Raw genomic sequence first — 15721 nt, 5'->3', positions numbered from 1 at the left:
CGTGGTTTCTTATCCGGCATCCGTGTCGACACTGGATCCCGTCCAGTGGGGGCTGACTACATGAGCGCTGAAAGTTGGTCAGATCAGGAAAATGACGTGATCGTCGCCGTCTACTTCCAAATGCTGAAGGATGATCTGGCTTGCCGACCTTATAACAAGGCAATGAACAACAGGAGCCTTCAGCAGTGTCTTGGGCGGTCAAAAGGTTCAATAGAGTTCAAGAACTGCAATATCTCTGCCGCGTTGGTCGGCTTTGGCCTTCCTTACATCAACGGTTATCAACCTCGCTTCAATTTTCAGATGTCGCTGGCGGAGGCCGTTTCACGATGGCTTGCCAAAAATCCGTTATTCGAAGCGTCGAATGCAGTGACGGTTCCCTCGAACTTTGCTGATGCACCAACGCTGTTCCTGGGCGTGCCGCCAACGATGCAAAATTCTCCTCCTCGGACCGAACTGGCGCAGATTGAGGCAATCGCTCGCAGGTTCGACGTAGCGGGACGGGATGAGCGAAATCGCACACTCGGCAAAGCCGGTGAGGAGAGAGTGTTCCATCATGAACGTGCACAGCTTCAAAGCATCGGTCGGCGGGATCTGGCAGCGAAAGTCCGGTGGGTCTCGCAGGAAGACGGAGACGGCGCCGGCTATGATATCGCCAGTTTTGCTCCGGATGGGTCACCTCGACTGATCGAGGTGAAGACGACGAACGGATGGGAGCGCACGCCTTTCTACATCTCAAGAAACGAGTTGGAAGTGGCGAACGTCCGAAAGCATGAATGGAGCCTGGTACGCTTGTTCGACTTCTCCCGCGAAGTGCGCGCGTTCGAGTTACGACCGCCACTTGAAGCCCATGTTTCGCTGATGGCAACACAATACCAGGCGACGTTCAATTGACTGCCACTATCGCCCGGGATCCGTGATCTGCTGCTGGCCACGGCGGGACGTTAAAGGGGGCGACCTCGATCCGATACCCTTGCATAGCCTTGGATGCAAACAGATCACTGAGTTTCAGTTATTGCAGTTACAATATGTGCGCGGTTTACTGACGCTCAAGGAGACATCGCCATGGCCAGCCAGATCGTTCATTTTGCGGAATTGTCGGAGCGCGACCGCAAAGCTGTGCCGCCGTTACCGAAGTTGACTGCAGGAGACAGGCTGGAACTTCATCTTCTGCAAGAAGATGGCCGGAAACAGACGCTTTTAATTCCCCCTCAGCCGCTGCGGCAGTGCAAGCCCTTCTGGCGCACATGCTGCGCGGTGAACGGGTCGCAGTGCTGGCCGAAGATGAAGAATTGAGCCCAACAGAGGCGTCCGCTATTCTCGGCATTTCTCGTCCTCTCGTCGTCTTGCGCATGGACAGTAGTGATCTACCGTTTCGCTATGTTGGCAAGCACCGCCGCACCAGGCTCAAGGATGTGCTTGAGCTAAAGACGAAGCTGGACATTCGTGAGGTCGCAATGGACGCTCTTGCCGAAGATACCGAGGATCTCATTGAAGCCCATGGCCTCTAAGCCGCCCGTCACGGTCTATGATGCCTGCGTCCTCTATCCCTTTCATCTTCGCAACGTCCTGATCCAGTGCGCGTTTGATGGCCTCGTCGAGGCACGCTGGACCGATGAGATCCATGACGAATGGATGCGTAATCTTGTTGCCAACACGCCTCACTTGCCGATTGAGCGCCTGATCGCCACACGCGACAAGATGAAAGCCGTTTTGCCGGAGGCGGACGTGACGAACTATCGCGCATTCGTCAGCGATCTCACACTACCCGACCCTGATGATCGGCACGTACTCGCAGCCGCCATCGCAGCGAAAGCTTCCGTGATCGTCACTTGGAACATCAAGGATTTCCCGGTCGAACTCCTGCGTCCCTACGGGGTCACTTGCCAGTCTCCTTATGATTTCCTGGTCGATCTCAATGCGGCGTTTCCTGATGCGCTCATCTCAAGTGTGAACAATGCGCGGCTCAATCTGCGCAAGACTACGCCATCGGTCGAGGCGTTCATTGACGCACTTGTTCAAGGCGGGTTGACGAGATTTTCCAACGCGCTGCGCCGAAACATGGCGCGGATCAGGTAACAGGATGAGGCCCAATAGTAGCGTCACATTCGATACCTGTTTCAAGGTTTTGGAACCTGAGATAACCAGCCGAGAAAGCCAAAAAAGAAACTCGATAACGCGGTAGATTCAAGCATTTGCCGCTCACAAATACAGCATCCAACGGCGTTGAGACCAGTAACTTCACTGGGGTTACGCGGCACGCAGGAGGGGCGGTTTTGGTTTGAATAGCGGTGGCATGTTCGCTTCAGGCTGTCGAAAAGGTGCTCGCAATCGATCACGAAGTTCGCCATTTGCCTCCGCAGTTCAAACCTGCATCAGCATATTCGCGCCGTGGAGCGACCACCGCATCTGCTGCTTCTTCACCATCCGCTTGCCGACTAGGGGATTCACTGCCGACGCGGCGAGGGTCGTGGCAACGCGAAGCCCGGCCCGGCAACGCTTTCCATAGTCGACAATCGCACCATGGTTCGAGCGGATATAGGTCGGGAGTTGAACGCTGAGGCTGTGCAGCCGAGCGATCGAGGACTCGCTTACTTGCCGTGATCCGTGCAGCTTCGCCAGGAGCTGCTCCAGGTCCCGGATCGCGCTATCCACGCAGCCGTGCCACAAACGCCATTTGACGTCCCTCATATCTGTGTCGATCGTTGGAAGCGCGTCAATGGGGCTGAGCTGCGATCGCGCGATGTGCTCGGCAATCTGCTGCATCAGCTGGATCTTCATGACGATGTGGAACCAGTCGATGATGTGGGTTGTCGGCTTTAGCATGACGCGGGGCACCCGCTTGAGAATCTCTGAGCCGTCCGAAATCACCTTAACATCGCCAAAGCCGCTATATCCGGCTCCTTCAAGCGCGTGGAGGGCGCGATCGACAATTGCTTGCGGGCGGTGCTGCCGGTGACGAAATAGCGGCCACCTGGTTCGCCTCGTCCTCCGCGGCCGCATCGGGCAACTACGAGCTCGAAGTTTCGCGCTGCGTTGGGCTCGGCGCTGCGAACATGAGCGGTATCGATGCTGATGACGAATTCCTTGCGGCGGTCATCCGTTTGAGCTCTCGCCTTCCCTGTTTCCCGTACAATCCGGTCATCTAGCCGTTCGCCGATCCTGATGGTCCGCTTGCGTACGGTCGCATACGTCTCGATGGGTTCAATCGGCAGGAATTCGGCCAGCACCTTGGCTGCCTGCCGGTAGGGCATCATGCTTCCCAAACGGGCAGTCAGCTCCATCAGTTCGGACGTCGCTCGATCGGGGCAGATTTCCTTCAGCGGCGGAAGGCGCCGTTCATGCCCGGATGGCAATCCTGGCACAGCATCCAGCGAGGATTACAGACCTCCACCGTGCCGAAGACGGTTCGGATCCGGCGTGATGTGTAGTCCTTGACACGCCGGAAGGTGTGGCAGTTCGGGCAGTCCGGGCGGAAGAGGGAGTAGGTCTCCGCCTCATGGGCTTTGACTGCGCTTTACAGCGCCGTGATCATTGTCTTGCCGTCCTCAATCGACAGGCCAATGTCGCCGTCAAACAGACGTGCCCAACTCTTGTCGATACGAACCGTCTTCCGGCAAACATCGTCGAACTCGTTCTTTCCCTCGATCGTGATTGTCCATTCCACCGCCCTCGCTGCCTCTCCGAACAAAACAATGCTGATGGACTGCACGGACCGTACAAACGGTGTCCGACCCCAGAGAAATTATCGGTCTCCCTCACGGGATTCGCGTCGTTCTAGCCGCGCCGCGCGTTACCACGCCGGAACCTGTGGCGAGCATGCCACCGCGTGAAGGGGGCGGCAGTCACGCCATGCATCATGATTGACGCGAAGACTATCGCGCTGGCAGCATACCAGACCAGAGGCTCGTGCAATTGCGATCTAGCGAAGTTTGCATAGTAGATCGCAGCAACGCCGATTGGACCGAACCATCCTATATAGGCTACGTCGATTCCCTTCAGGGGCCTGCTCAAAAGCGGGGACAGCACGAGCAGGACCGGCGGGCGGCGCAGCAGGAGAACGGAAACCGCGGCAAACAGCAGCGGCCAGCCGAGGTCCAGCCACTCCTTTATGGGCAGCGCGATGCCGAAGATGACGAACATCGGGAGCGTGAAGAGCTTCGCCACGGCCTCCTGGATGTTCTCCTCATTCTGCTTGTCCTGACGGTCGGTCGCCAAGTTGAAAACGAAACCCGACAGGAAGACGGAAAGCAGCGCATCCGCACCGACAAGTTCGGCGGCGCCCAAGGTGACGAGCGAGAAGGCGACGGTGTAGCCGAGCAGCGATTGCTGTTCGACCAGGCCGCGTTGTTCTGCATAGGCGATCGCCTTGGCCGCCGCATAACCAATGACGATACCGATGATTGCCGCCAATACGACGCCAATCAGCAAGGAATGCACCAACCACCTCTCCCATGCCTCCGAGACCGGATGTTGCAGCATGAGCATCGGCAGCATGACGAAGATGTAGGCGAGCCCGTCATTTGCTCCTGATTCCAGCGAGATCGTGTCTCTGACCCGAAGGGGCAGATGCTTGATGGCAAAGGGGCCGGAAACGATTGAACTCGCGACCACCGGGTCCGTCGGTGTCACGACAGCGCCAATGAGCAGGGCGAGCCAGAAGGGCACAGCGAGACACCAGGCAACGAGAACTGCGGACATCAGCCACATGCCGAGCATGGCAAGGGTCAGCAGGACCGTCACCGGTCGCCAAAGGTTCTGCACGCTCTTCTTGTCGATGCGCAGCGCCACACCCATGAGACCGATGGCGAGCGTCAATCGAGCAGCATGTTCCAGAATGGCGGTTTCTTCGCCCCAGCGACCGATGTCGAGCCAGCCGAGGCCGAAGGGCCCGACGGAAATTCCCACGAACACGGCAATCATCGGCTCCTGGACGAGGCTCTTCTTGATCGCGGCAGACAGGAGGCCGACGAGGATGATAGTCAAGCCGATGCAGGCGAGAGCGACATTGATCTGTTCCATGGTCCTGCTCCGTATTGCCAGTCAAGAGCGCCTCATTGACCGCCCATTTCAGCCTTTTGTCCTTGATCCGGCTCGCCCTTCGCAGAGCGAGAGTTAGGCCAGGGTGACAGTTGATAGAGGTAGGCGGCCATATCGGCGGCTTGTGCCGGTGTGACGCCGAGGTCGGGCATGGCCGTCAGGGAATTGACCGCGGGCGGATCGGTGATCCACCGCACCATATTCTCACGGGTGTTCTTCAGCACGCCGGCAATGTAGCGGCGACTTCCCGCCTCGCTCAGATCAGGGCCGACATGCACATCGGCTCCGACCAACCCCGGAATTTCATGGCAGCTCCGGCAGGCATGCAGCCTCATCAGCAGCCGGCCGCGCTCCGCATCTGCTGCCGAAGTGTCGGCGATGGTGGGTGTCTCGCCGGTACCCTCTTGCCGCGGCGCTGCTTCAGGCTCTCCGACCAATCTGCGATAGTCCGCAGGCGTCAGCGTCGGGAGCGCTTCGACGAAGGCGGTCAGATCAAGCATCTCGGCCCGGCTGAGCCGGCCCTCCCAAGCCGGCATGCCGCTCATCTTCAAGCCGTTGCGGATGAACCAGAAGATCTCCTTGGCCGAACGCTCGCCTGCAATTCCGGCCAGCGGTGGCGGAACGGGCATCATGCCGAGCGCGAAGTCCTTCGGAGCGACGCCCGGGCCGCCATGGCAGGGGGCGCAGTTCTCCCGGTAAAGCAGAGCCGTCCCTGCATCGGCCACCGGGGCAAATCCTTCAGGCAGCTCGACGTTTTCGGCGTCGATCCCGGTCACGGTATCGCGCACCAGGACAATTAATTTGTAAAGCCAGACGGGATGCTGACTGATGGCGCCGAGCTTCCAGAACTCCCCGAAGCCGAAAAGGGCGGTCCCCGCGACGAGCAGCGTGAGGGCGGAGACCAGTGCATATCGTCTGAAGCGCCTCATGGTTCTGACCTCAGATAATCGGCCAGGAGGGTTGCTTCCTCTGCGGTCACGCCCACGTCCGGCATGGCCGAGCGCGGATCGATCGCCTGCGGATCCTCGATGAACCGGGCCAAGGTCTCTCTCGTGTTCGGGAGAATGCCCGCGACATAGACCTGTCGATGGTATTCCTTCAGCGGAGGACCCGTCCGTCCCGTGGCTCCGGGGATGCCCGGGATGCGGTGGCAGGTCCCGCAGCCATGAGCGTCGACGAGCGCCTGAACATCTCGGGGCGTTTCCTCACTGCATCCGGCAACCATCAAGAGGCAGGAAAATGCGATGACCCACTTCATCGGCGCCTCGCCTGCTGCATGCGGGTTTCGATGTCGCGCAGTAGCGTTGCCATGGTTGCGACCCCAGCCCCGATCATGATGGCGCAGCAGGGCACCCACATGATCAAACCGGAGAGTTGCTGGTCCTCGAGCGCCGAGAGGCCGAGCGGCCCCTCACTATAGAAGGGGTACCACTGGATGCTCGACATGGTCATCAGCGCTGCTAGCGCGCAGGACTGGACGGCAGTCGTAAATATGACAACGAGCATGGCCGCCCTGCCCTCGCCGCGCGGGCTCTCGGTCACGACGGTCCAGAACAGAAGTGCCGCGCCCAGGAAGCAGAGATGCTGCAGGGCATGCACTGCCTCGTGCTGCACGGCGCGGGCGAAGAGCGGCGGCGAATGCCAGAGCCACAGCACGAGAAAATAGGTGAGCCAGGCCCCAACCGGTGTAAATAGTGCGCGGGTCGCGCGGCCGAGCTTGCCGCTGCGGAAGCGGGCGAAATCCTGCCGCCAGGACTGCGGCAGAGCCCAGAGATAGACGATGCCGGGTCGCCCGAGCGCAATGAGGGGTGCCGCAACCAGCATCAGGCCGAAATGCTGGACCATATGCGCCGACAGGAAGCGTTCGGCCCATCTGTCGAGCGGAGAGAGGAGAAGGACCACCGCCAGCGACAGCCCGACAGCGAAGAGCGTCACCCTGATCGGGCCAGCCGCCGCCAGGGTTCCGGTCCAGGCCCGCATGCGCACAAGGCCCACGAGATAGAAGGTTCCGGCAAGCATGATGGGGAGAACGGCGAGCAGCTCCAGGCTCCAGAATACGGCCCCGGTATGGTTGGCGGAATGCGCGAGGGCGGGGAACGGCGCGGCGACAAGAGTAAAAACGAGAAGAGCATTTCTGGACATCATACGATCCCTTTGCAGGTGTCGATCCAGAAGGTCGGCACGTATTCGACCGTAATTCCGCCCAGTGCGGCTGCACTCAGCATCAGGCCCACCAGTGCCATCATCCGCATGCGGGCCGCCGAACGTTCCGGGCGGATGTGCCGAGACCGCCGCAGGGCATGGACCGCCGCCGCGATGCCGGTGGCGCAGAGGCAGACCGCAAACACGGTGAGCGCGTGATAGGGCCAGCGTTGCCCAATAGTGCATAGCCACTCCACCATGGCATATCCGACGCCCTGATGGAGTGCCCAGGCAGCCGGAGCCAGACCCCAGCCGAACCAGGGTGTCAGGGCCTCGAAACCTTCCTGGCGCGCCAGTTCCAGCTCACCATCCTTGGTGTCCTTCACGGCGCGGTCGGCATTTCGGGAGTGGTCCATCTTCGACATCAGCCACGCTCCTCACAACAGTCGTGGCGCGACGTAGAGGACGAGATAGATCGGCAGAAAAACGCCGGCCACGAAGTACCAGTAGACTGTGTCCACCACGACACCGAGCTGTCGCTCCGGCGTGAAATAGCCCCGCCAGGCCAGCACGCTGACGACGGCGGTGCCACAGACGGCGGAGACGACGTGGGTGTAATGAAATCCGGTGATGACCCAGAGGATCGAACCATAGGCATGGTTGTTCCAAGAGGCGTCGAACTCGGCGATCTGCACCGATCGGGCGGCCAGTGCGAGCAAAGCCAGGAGCACACTAGTAGTGACGCCGATCGAGAGCTGGCGTTTGTCACCGCGATCAGACCCCCTGCCCGCCCACCACATGGTGAAGCTGGACATGGGCAGGAGCACCAGCACCACCGTCGGCCAGAAGAGATCCGGCGGCGCGACACCTCGGGGTGGCCATTCGGGATTTTGAGCCGCCAGATAGAAATAGCTCGTGAGCAGCGTGGCCACCACCGCCGCCTCGATGGCCACGGCGCCGAGCACCCCCCACCACAGCGGATGGGTGTGGGGAGCGAACCGATCGATCTCCCTTGCGTCAACTGTAATGCGGGTTTGCATGGGCTTTCACTCCTTTCGCCAAGGGTGACGGGGCCAGAACCACAAGACCATGGTGGCAAAGACCGCAAAAAAACCGATGGGGAAGAACCAGGGGCTGAAGATCAGCCCGATAAAGCCGGCCGACGCCGCCACCGCTGATACGAAGGGCCAAGGGGTCGGTCCCGGAAGCACCATCACAGACTGGGGTCGTGCATCGAGCAGGGTGGTGACCATGGTCTCCCGGCGGTCCTCCCGCAGCCCCGCCACCACCGTGCGCGTGTCTGCCTCGCGCCAGTCCCACATGGGGCGTCGGCTTTCGACCACCGGCTGCTGGATGAAGTTGCAGTTGAGCGGTGGCGAAGCGGTCGCCCATTCGAGGGTCGATCCGCCCCAGGCATTGTCCGGGGCTGCTGCGCCATGGCGGACGCTGTGTATGACGTTGAACAGCGTCAGCGCGAAGCCGAAGGCCAGAAGGAAGGCGCCGGCTGTCGCGAGCAGGTTGAGGTCACCCCAGCCCATGCCGTCGAGATAGGTATAGATGCGACGGGGCATGCCTTGCAGGCCGAGGATATGCATCGGGAAGAAGGTAATGTTGAAGCCGACAAAGACAGTCAGGCAGCTCCATGTGCCGAGATGCTCCGAGAGCATGCGCCCCGTCGCCTTGGGAAACCAGTAATAGACCGCTCCCATCAGTGGAAAGACGGCGCCGCCCATCAGCACGTAATGGAAATGGGCGACGACGAAATAACTGTCATGCACCTGCCGGTCGAAGGGAACGGACGCGACCATCACGCCCGTGAGGCCGCCGGCGATGAAGACGCCGAAGAAGGCGAGAACCCACAGCATGGGGGTGGCGAAACGGACCTTGCCACCCCAGAGCGTCGCGATCCAGCAATAGACCTGCACGCCGCTCGGAATGGCGATCATCGAGGACGCAGCCATGAAGAAGGAGCGGCCCATGAAGGGCAGACCGGTCGTGTACATGTGATGCACCCAGAGCCCGAAGCTCACCATGCCGATGCCGGTAATTGCCAGCACCAGCGCAGTATAGCCGAACAGGGGCCGGCCGGAGAATGTGACGACGATGGAGGTGACGATCCCGAGGGCGGGGACGAGGATGATATAGACTTCCGGATGGCCGAAGAACCAGAACAAGTGCTGCCATAACAGCGGAGAACCACCATTCTCGACGATGAAGAACTGGGTATCGACGAGCCGGTCCATCATCAGGAAGGCGCTGGCCACCATGACAGACGGCATTGCGAACAGGATCATGAAGGACATGACCAGCACGGCCCAGACGAAGATCGGCATGCGGTCGAGCGACATCCCAGGCGCCCGGAGCTTCATGATCGTGACGATCAGTTCGACGGCTGCGGTGAGGGCCGAGAGCTCGATGAAGGTGATCATCGTGGTCCAGATGTCCACTCCATAGCCTTCCGAGAAGGTCTTGTTGGCCAGCGGCACATAGTTGAACCAGCCGGCATCCGGCGCCATGCCGAAGGCGAGCGAGAGGAAGAAGGCCGATCCGCCGATCAGGTAGACATAGTAGCCAAAGGCGTTGAGCCGCGGGAAAGCCATGTCCCGGGCACCGACCATCAGGGGCGCTATGTAGATGGCAAAACCTTCCATCGCGGGAATAGCGAAGAGAAACATCATCGCCGTGCCATGCACCGTCATCACCTGATTGTAGGTCTCGTGCGACAGCATCTGGTTGAGCGGTATGGCCAGTTGCAGCCGCATGGCCAGCGCCAGAAGGCCGGACAGGATGAAGAAGACGAAGGCCGTGACGATGAAACGCAGGCCGATGGCCGAGTGGTTCACCTGGGTGAACCAGCCGAAAAAGCCTGACGGCGAGCGCCAGGTCTTCTCGATCCGCTCGAAGGATGCTTGACCGACGGCCGCCTGATGGTCGTAGCTCGATGGCCCAAGAGCGTGATCCCGCGCCTCTGCCGTGCCGTCCCTAGCGGTCATTTCAGGGCCTCCAGATAGTCAAGAAGATCGTGCAGATCCTGAGGTTCAGGCGTAAACGAGGGCATCAGCGCTCCGGGTTTGACTTCATGGGTGTCGGTGATCCAGCCGCCCAGATTGCCGCGGCTGTTCTTGAGGGTTGCGCCGGCAAGCGTCCGGCGTGAGGCGAGATGTGTCAGGTCCGGACCCTTTTGTCCGGCGGCCGAGGTGCCGCGGATGGTGTGGCAGTCGCCGCAGCCGAGCTTGAGGAAAATGTCGAGGCCTGGGCCTTGCGTAGCGCGCGCGTCGCTTGCCTGGCGCTCCAGCCAGCGACCGAATTTTTCCCGTGGCTCTGCGATTACCATGAAACCCATCAGCGTGTGCTGGTTGCCGCAGAATTCCGCGCATTGCCCCCGCCACACGCCCTCCACCTCCGGCTCCGCGAAAAGTAGGTTTCGGCGCCCCGGAATGGCGTCGGTCTTGCCCTGGAGATTTGGCGCCCAGAAGCTGTGAATGACATTGTCGGAGAGAAGTTCGAGACGCGCCCGTTCGCCCACGGGCAAATGCAATTCATTGGCGGTGACCGCGACGACTTCGCCCGCCGCATCGAGATAGCGCAGTTCCCACCACCACTGGCGGCCGACCACCTCCACCGTCAGCTTGGCAGAGCCGTCATCGGGGCCCTCGGTTTCGTCACCGATGGCGACGCCCGAGACGCCGATCGCGACGATGGCAATGATTGGCGCCAATACGCCGCCCAAGACCACAAGCGTCGTCCCTGCGCGGAAGGAAAGCCGGTTGCGGCCGCGGAAGATCCCGGCCCCGACGCCCAGCAGGCCGATCGTCACGATGTAGATGAAGATGGCAGAGGCAAACATCCACCAGGAAAGTTCGGCAACCAGCCAGGCATCCCGGCTCGCGGGGTCCAAGACGTTCTGAAGCCTCTGGCAGCTAGACAACGTGGGCATCAGAGCGAGTAGTGCAACCCACCGGATGAAGACACCACTCAAGGCTGAACAGCTGCGGAATCTCGTCGCCAAGCCTATCTTCATCCGCTGACACGGCACACCGGTCTCCCCTTGTTTTCATTCGTGCCGCCTGCCCAAAACCTGTCGGGCTCAAGATAACCCCCTGTCGGCAATCAGAGGAGCAGGCAGGCGTCGCTTCGAAGATGAGGGACTCGATACGTCGCCTCAGATGGAGCGTCGGTTTGAAGCGCTCCTCCAAATACCCCGCCTTAACATGAAGCGGCTCGTCTCTTCGGAGAACTGGCGAGATAGGCCACTCAATCCCCCTGCAGGTGTTGAAGAACGAGGGCAGTTGCAGCTGTCATCCGCCGATCGAACCGGACAGTGATCGGAATGTTCCAAACAGGATCCTTGAATCTATCCGGCCCGCCTCAGACGCAGATCAAAGCAATTTCCCAACCTGCTCACGAGGAACAAAGACATCTGCGGCCTGTTGGACCCCTAGGTAGGGACAGTTTTACCAGTCAAGGAGGGGAGCCGAAGCGATGGATGACACCGATAAACACCGAGGTCACACAGAGACCGGCCATGACCCACAGACCCCGGAATATCGCGGGGCGACAGGAGGCTGGGGATCCTTGAAAGGGATCATGGGCATTTACGGAAATGCGCATGCCTCTCCAGAGGCCCTGAAGATCCTGACCACGCAGAACAAGCCGAAAGGCATGATGTGCACCTCCTGCGCATGGGCCAAACCTGCTGATCCGCATACGCTCGAGTTCTGTGAGAACGGCGCCAAGGCGACGCTTTGGGAGGCCACGATACGGCGGGTTACGCCGGAGTTCTTCAGTGAGCACACGGTTTCCGAGCTTCGAAGATGGCACGACCATGACCTGGAGGCCGCCGGACGCCTCACTCATCCCATGCGGTACGATCCCGGATGTGACCGCTACGTCGAAGTGAGCTGGCAGGAAGCCTATTCCGAAATCGGCGGCAAACTGAGAGGACTCGACCCAAAATCAACCGTGTTCTATTCATCCGGTCATTCTGCGCTGGAGCCTGCCTATCTTTTCGCGCTTTTTGCCCGCCTTTATGGCCATAACAATCTGCCGCAGTCGTCGAACATGTGTCACGAGACGACCTCGGTCAATCTGAAGACCTTCATCGGCACGCCGGTAGGTACCTGCACGCTGGAGGATTTCAAGCATTGCGACGCGATCTTTTTCTTCGGGCAAAACACGGGATCCAACAGCCCGCGATTTCTGCATGTTCTGAAAGATGCCGTCGATCGCGGCTGTCGGATCGTGACCTTCAATCCGGTACGTGAAAAAGGACTGCTTGAGTTCGTCGACCCGCTGAACCCGGTCCAGATGACCGTCGGAAGCCCGACACAGATTTCAGAACAGTTTTATCAGGTGCGTGCCGGCGGCGATATCGCGGTGCTCTCGGGAATGATAAAGTGTCTGTTTGACGCTGAAGAGAAAGCCCCGGGGACTGTCCTCGACCACGAATTCATAAAAGCTCATACGACCGGCCTCGACCCGATGCTCGAGGCTGTGAAAGCCATGAGCTGGGACATGATCGAGGCGCATTCGGGTTTGACGCGGGCCATGATCGAATCTGCAGCGGACGTCTACATCAACGCCAAGAATGTCATCGGCATCTACGGCATGGGCATTACCCAGCATGTGAACGGATGGCTGAGCCTCGGCATGCTCGTTAATCTGCTTTTGCTCGGCGGCAATGTCGGGCGGCTGGGCGCCGGCATTTCTCCTGTGCGCGGCCATTCGAACGTCCAGGGCCAGCGGACAGTCGGGGTGAGCGAGAAGATCGAGACGGAAGCGGTGCCCGTGGACAAGCTGGAGCAGTTATTCGGCTTCAAGGTACCGCGGGAAGATGGCCGCAACGTTGTCGCCGCCGGCGAAGGCATTCTGGATGGCTCCGTCAAGGCGATTGTGCTCTTGGGTGGCAATCTGGTTAAGGCCATGCCCGACCGGGACCGGCTGGAGAAGGCATGGCCCGACCTCGATCTCACCGTCTATATCGCCACCAAGCTCAACCGATCACACCTGACACCGGGCAAGATGTCGTATCTCCTGCCCTGTCTCGGTCGGACAGACCGGGATGTGCAGGAGACAGGCGAGCAGGCGGTCTCAATGGAAGACTCGCTCAGCAACATCTATGGTTCCCTCGGCTCGGCGACACCGCCTGGCGACAAGGTACGGTCGGAGGTGGAGATCATCTGCGAGCTGGCCAAGGCCACCCTTGCCGACAGCAACCCGAACCTGCGATGGGACGACTGGATCGCAGATTACGGCCTGATCCGTGATTTGATCGAGGCGACCTATCCCGACAAATTCAAGGACTTCAACGCACGCCTTTTCGTGCCGGGCGGGTTCTATCGCGGAAATTCTGCGCGGGAACGACGGTGGAAGACGGAGAGCGGCAAGGCGCAATTCACCACTCCCGACACCATTTCGGCCCTCGGGGAACCGCTGATGGATCCTACCAGCAGCGATGGCCGCATGACATTGGTGACGCTGCGCTCCAACGATCAGTTCAACACGACCATATACGGTTTCTCAGACCGGCTGCGCGGGCTGGAGGGCAATCGAGATGTTCTTCTCATCAACCGCGACGAAATGCGGCGCTTCGATCTGCAGGATGGAGAGAGGATTACACTCGTTTCCGATCTGGACGATGGTATCGACCGGCGAGTCTCAGGCCTGACCGTGACGGCCTATGATCTTCCCGATGGCTGCGTTGCCGGCTACTACCCCGAACTCAATCCTCTGGTGCCTTTATCCTATCACGAAAAGAACTCGGGAACACCGGCCTACAAGGGAGCACCAGTTCGTATCCTCACCGGTCGATGAGGCGAAACTGGGACGACATCACCTCGTCGTCTGGCTCTTCTTACTCTCCACATAGGAAGAAGCCGCGATATCCAACCGTTAGGCCCTGATTGAGGCGAAACACCAGTTCCGCATCTGAGCGCCAGTCTGCCTCGTTTCCGAGGGTTCTGACCGTGAGTGAAAGGCCGGGTGTGCGAAACTCGACATTCCCGCTCTGCAGATCACCGCTCTTCTCGAGCGGCACCAGCGTGCCGTTGAGTTTTATAGCAGCGTCACTGCCGTTTCGTGCCGCCCACAGGATCGGATCGGATTCAGGGCTCCGGTTGAACCGGCAGCGTTCCGCGGAAGTCAGAACGCGATCTGCCTCCGCTTCGGCCATCGGGGCGGGATCAAGCGTGCTGATCAGCGTGTTTGACAAAGCATCTTCAACGGTTCCAGGCTCGGCAGGCGGATCCTGATAGGCCTCCTGCACATCTCGACCAGCGGAGACCTCCGCCACAAGATAACGCATTTCGGCGATTTCCCGTCGTTGTGCCTCAATGATTTCATCAGCCAGTTTGCGTACGCGCGGATCACGGATCTGGGCTCTTTCAGAGGTCATGATTGCGATCGAATGGTGTGGGATCATCGCCCGCATGTAACTCGTACCGGAGACCGTGACCTGGCTGCGCACCAGCCACAACGAAAGTCCGAAAACAAGGATGGATCCGACGAAGATGGCGATGTTCAGCATCGAATTCTTATACATGCCCAGCATATAGGCGAGCATGATGACCGCCATGACTGCGCCCATTATGATCGCCATGTAGGTTCGCGTTTCCGAAAAGAAGACGTGCTCCAGCGCATAGGTGTTCAGGTACATAAGGAAGAACATCACCAAGGTGGAGGTGAGGATCATCAGAGCGAAACGGATGTAGGACATGCGAGAATTCCTGATTTCACGGACTTGGCGCCCATAGACGCGTAGCGACTGGTTACGGCGCTGCCGCTTCGCCTTCGACCGGTGGCGCAGCCGTCTGTCCGGACGAACCTGTGGCATTGGTCAGCCTCGCGTAATCCTCGACCGTCAGCCCTGGAAGTGCGTCAACAAAGGCCACAATGGCGTTGATTTCCTCTGGCGAATGTTGCGCGAACGACGGCATTCCCGTCATCTTGATGCCGTTTGTAACAATCCAGTGGATCTCTTCGGTCGTCCATTCGGAGGCCGCTTCCGCAAGGTGGGGTGGTTCGGGCCGCATTCCCCGTGACCAATCGGTTGGGTCTTCGCCCGGTGCGCCATGGCAATAGACACAGCTCTCCGCGTAGTGCCGCGCTCCTTCTGCGATCACGTCCTCCGGCGGATTCTCCGGAAGGTCGATGTCAACTGCTTGCCTGCGAATAGATCGCTCCATCGTCCGATCGAATGACCATCGCACGACATCTGCATGGTCGTCGGTGGCTGCGACGTTGTAGAGCCCGGCATAGACAATGGTCAGCCAGACGATCAGGCCGACAAGGATCACACCGATCGCGCCGATCGCAATGCCGAATATCACTGGCGATCTTTTCATGTATCCACTCCCGTTCCTGATTGCATTTCTTGCGCCACGACCCGCTGCGGCTCCATCGGGAGGCCAGCGGTTTTTGCGGTCGAGCAAATGATGCAGTATGCATGGCGAACCGGTGGAGCTTCCGATTGTTCCCTTCTCACTGGGTTTGGAGGATGCCGACAGCCTTCTTGGGAGTATCCTCCATGATGGACGAGGGTGTT

18 protein-coding genes are annotated in these 15721 nt (G+C 59.8%); 5 read left to right on the top strand and 13 right to left on the bottom strand.

Going from position 1 to position 15721, the window contains the following annotated elements; translation table 11 throughout:
- Positions 1 to 60: 60 nt before the first annotated feature.
- From FE840_RS18435 to FE840_RS18425, 4 genes are all read left to right on the top strand, one after another.
- Positions 61 to 891 (top strand): protein NO VEIN domain-containing protein, encoded by an 831-nt coding sequence (locus FE840_RS18435; protein ID WP_138289515.1) that lies wholly within the window; start codon positions 61 to 63, stop codon positions 889 to 891.
- A 171-nt stretch (positions 892 to 1062) separates the two neighbouring features.
- On the top strand, positions 1063 to 1293 hold the full coding sequence (locus FE840_RS20970; protein WP_246318936.1) for a hypothetical protein: 231 nt from the start codon (positions 1063 to 1065) through the stop codon (positions 1291 to 1293).
- A complete protein-coding gene (locus tag FE840_RS20965) occupies positions 1290 to 1508 on the top strand; it encodes a MerR family transcriptional regulator (RefSeq protein WP_246318935.1) in 219 nt (72 codons plus the stop codon). Before FE840_RS20970 ends, FE840_RS20965 begins: the two co-directional genes overlap by 4 nt.
- Positions 1498 to 2076, top strand: a complete 579-nt coding sequence (locus tag FE840_RS18425) for a PIN domain-containing protein (protein ID WP_138289517.1) — start codon at positions 1498 to 1500, stop codon at positions 2074 to 2076. Before FE840_RS20965 ends, FE840_RS18425 begins: the two co-directional genes overlap by 11 nt.
- A 285-nt stretch (positions 2077 to 2361) precedes the next feature.
- Here FE840_RS18425 and FE840_RS18420 read toward each other — a convergent pair whose 3' ends face one another.
- The 11 genes from FE840_RS18420 to FE840_RS18370 form a co-directional block, all read right to left on the bottom strand.
- Positions 2362 to 2823 carry a hypothetical protein gene (locus tag FE840_RS18420; protein WP_138289519.1) on the bottom strand — a complete coding sequence of 154 codons (462 nt, stop codon included), beginning with the start codon at positions 2821 to 2823 and terminating at the stop codon, positions 2362 to 2364.
- Between the two features lie 41 nt (positions 2824 to 2864).
- Complete coding sequence (locus FE840_RS18415; RefSeq protein WP_171033812.1) at positions 2865 to 3353, bottom strand: hypothetical protein; 489 nt, start codon at positions 3351 to 3353, stop codon at positions 2865 to 2867.
- A gap of 161 nt (positions 3354 to 3514) precedes the next feature.
- On the bottom strand, positions 3515 to 3664 hold the full coding sequence (locus FE840_RS18410) for a hypothetical protein (RefSeq protein WP_171033813.1): 150 nt from the start codon (positions 3662 to 3664) through the stop codon (positions 3515 to 3517).
- Between the two features lie 110 nt (positions 3665 to 3774).
- Entirely contained in the window at positions 3775 to 5019 is a 1245-nt protein-coding gene (locus FE840_RS18405; protein ID WP_138289523.1) for a cation:proton antiporter domain-containing protein, read from the bottom strand.
- A 32-nt stretch (positions 5020 to 5051) separates the two neighbouring features.
- Positions 5052 to 5966, bottom strand: coding sequence for a c-type cytochrome (locus FE840_RS18400; protein WP_138289525.1), 915 nt, complete (start codon positions 5964 to 5966; stop codon positions 5052 to 5054).
- A complete protein-coding gene (locus FE840_RS18395; protein WP_138289527.1) occupies positions 5963 to 6295 on the bottom strand; it encodes a c-type cytochrome in 333 nt (110 codons plus the stop codon). The genes FE840_RS18400 and FE840_RS18395 overlap by 4 nt, the downstream gene beginning before the upstream one ends.
- Positions 6292 to 7182: a cytochrome c oxidase assembly protein gene (locus FE840_RS18390; protein WP_179028219.1), complete on the bottom strand. Its 891-nt coding sequence runs from the start codon at positions 7180 to 7182 to the stop codon at positions 6292 to 6294. The genes FE840_RS18395 and FE840_RS18390 overlap by 4 nt, the downstream gene beginning before the upstream one ends.
- Complete coding sequence (locus FE840_RS18385) at positions 7179 to 7604, bottom strand: hypothetical protein (RefSeq protein ID WP_171033815.1); 426 nt, start codon at positions 7602 to 7604, stop codon at positions 7179 to 7181. Before FE840_RS18385 ends, FE840_RS18390 begins: the two co-directional genes overlap by 4 nt.
- A 12-nt stretch (positions 7605 to 7616) precedes the next feature.
- The gene (locus FE840_RS18380; RefSeq protein ID WP_138289530.1) at positions 7617 to 8219 is read right to left on the bottom strand and encodes a cytochrome c oxidase subunit 3; all 603 of its coding nucleotides are present in this window, start codon (positions 8217 to 8219) and stop codon (positions 7617 to 7619) included.
- 6 nt (positions 8220 to 8225) lie between these two features.
- Positions 8226 to 10172, bottom strand: a complete 1947-nt coding sequence (gene ctaD, locus FE840_RS18375; RefSeq protein ID WP_138289532.1) for a cytochrome c oxidase subunit I — start codon at positions 10170 to 10172, stop codon at positions 8226 to 8228.
- Entirely contained in the window at positions 10169 to 11077 is a 909-nt protein-coding gene (locus FE840_RS18370; protein ID WP_171033816.1) for a cytochrome c oxidase subunit II, read from the bottom strand. The genes ctaD and FE840_RS18370 overlap by 4 nt, the downstream gene beginning before the upstream one ends.
- Positions 11078 to 11661: 584 nt before the next feature.
- Between FE840_RS18370 and FE840_RS18365 the strand changes: the two genes are divergently transcribed.
- Entirely contained in the window at positions 11662 to 13992 is a 2331-nt protein-coding gene (locus tag FE840_RS18365; protein WP_138289536.1) for an FdhF/YdeP family oxidoreductase, read from the top strand.
- 40 nt (positions 13993 to 14032) lie between these two features.
- Here FE840_RS18365 and FE840_RS18360 read toward each other — a convergent pair whose 3' ends face one another.
- Together FE840_RS18360 and FE840_RS18355 are read right to left on the bottom strand one after the other, a co-directional pair.
- Positions 14033 to 14893: a DUF305 domain-containing protein gene (locus FE840_RS18360; RefSeq protein WP_138289538.1), complete on the bottom strand. Its 861-nt coding sequence runs from the start codon at positions 14891 to 14893 to the stop codon at positions 14033 to 14035.
- Between the two features lie 52 nt (positions 14894 to 14945).
- Entirely contained in the window at positions 14946 to 15521 is a 576-nt protein-coding gene (locus FE840_RS18355) for a c-type cytochrome (protein WP_171033817.1), read from the bottom strand.
- Positions 15522 to 15721 lie beyond the last annotated feature (200 nt).

It is taken from the genome of Peteryoungia desertarenae (genome assembly GCF_005860795.2).
GTDB classification, from domain to species: Bacteria; Pseudomonadota; Alphaproteobacteria; order Rhizobiales; family Rhizobiaceae; genus Allorhizobium; species Allorhizobium desertarenae.
This window is presented reverse-complemented; position numbering and strand designations above follow the sequence as displayed.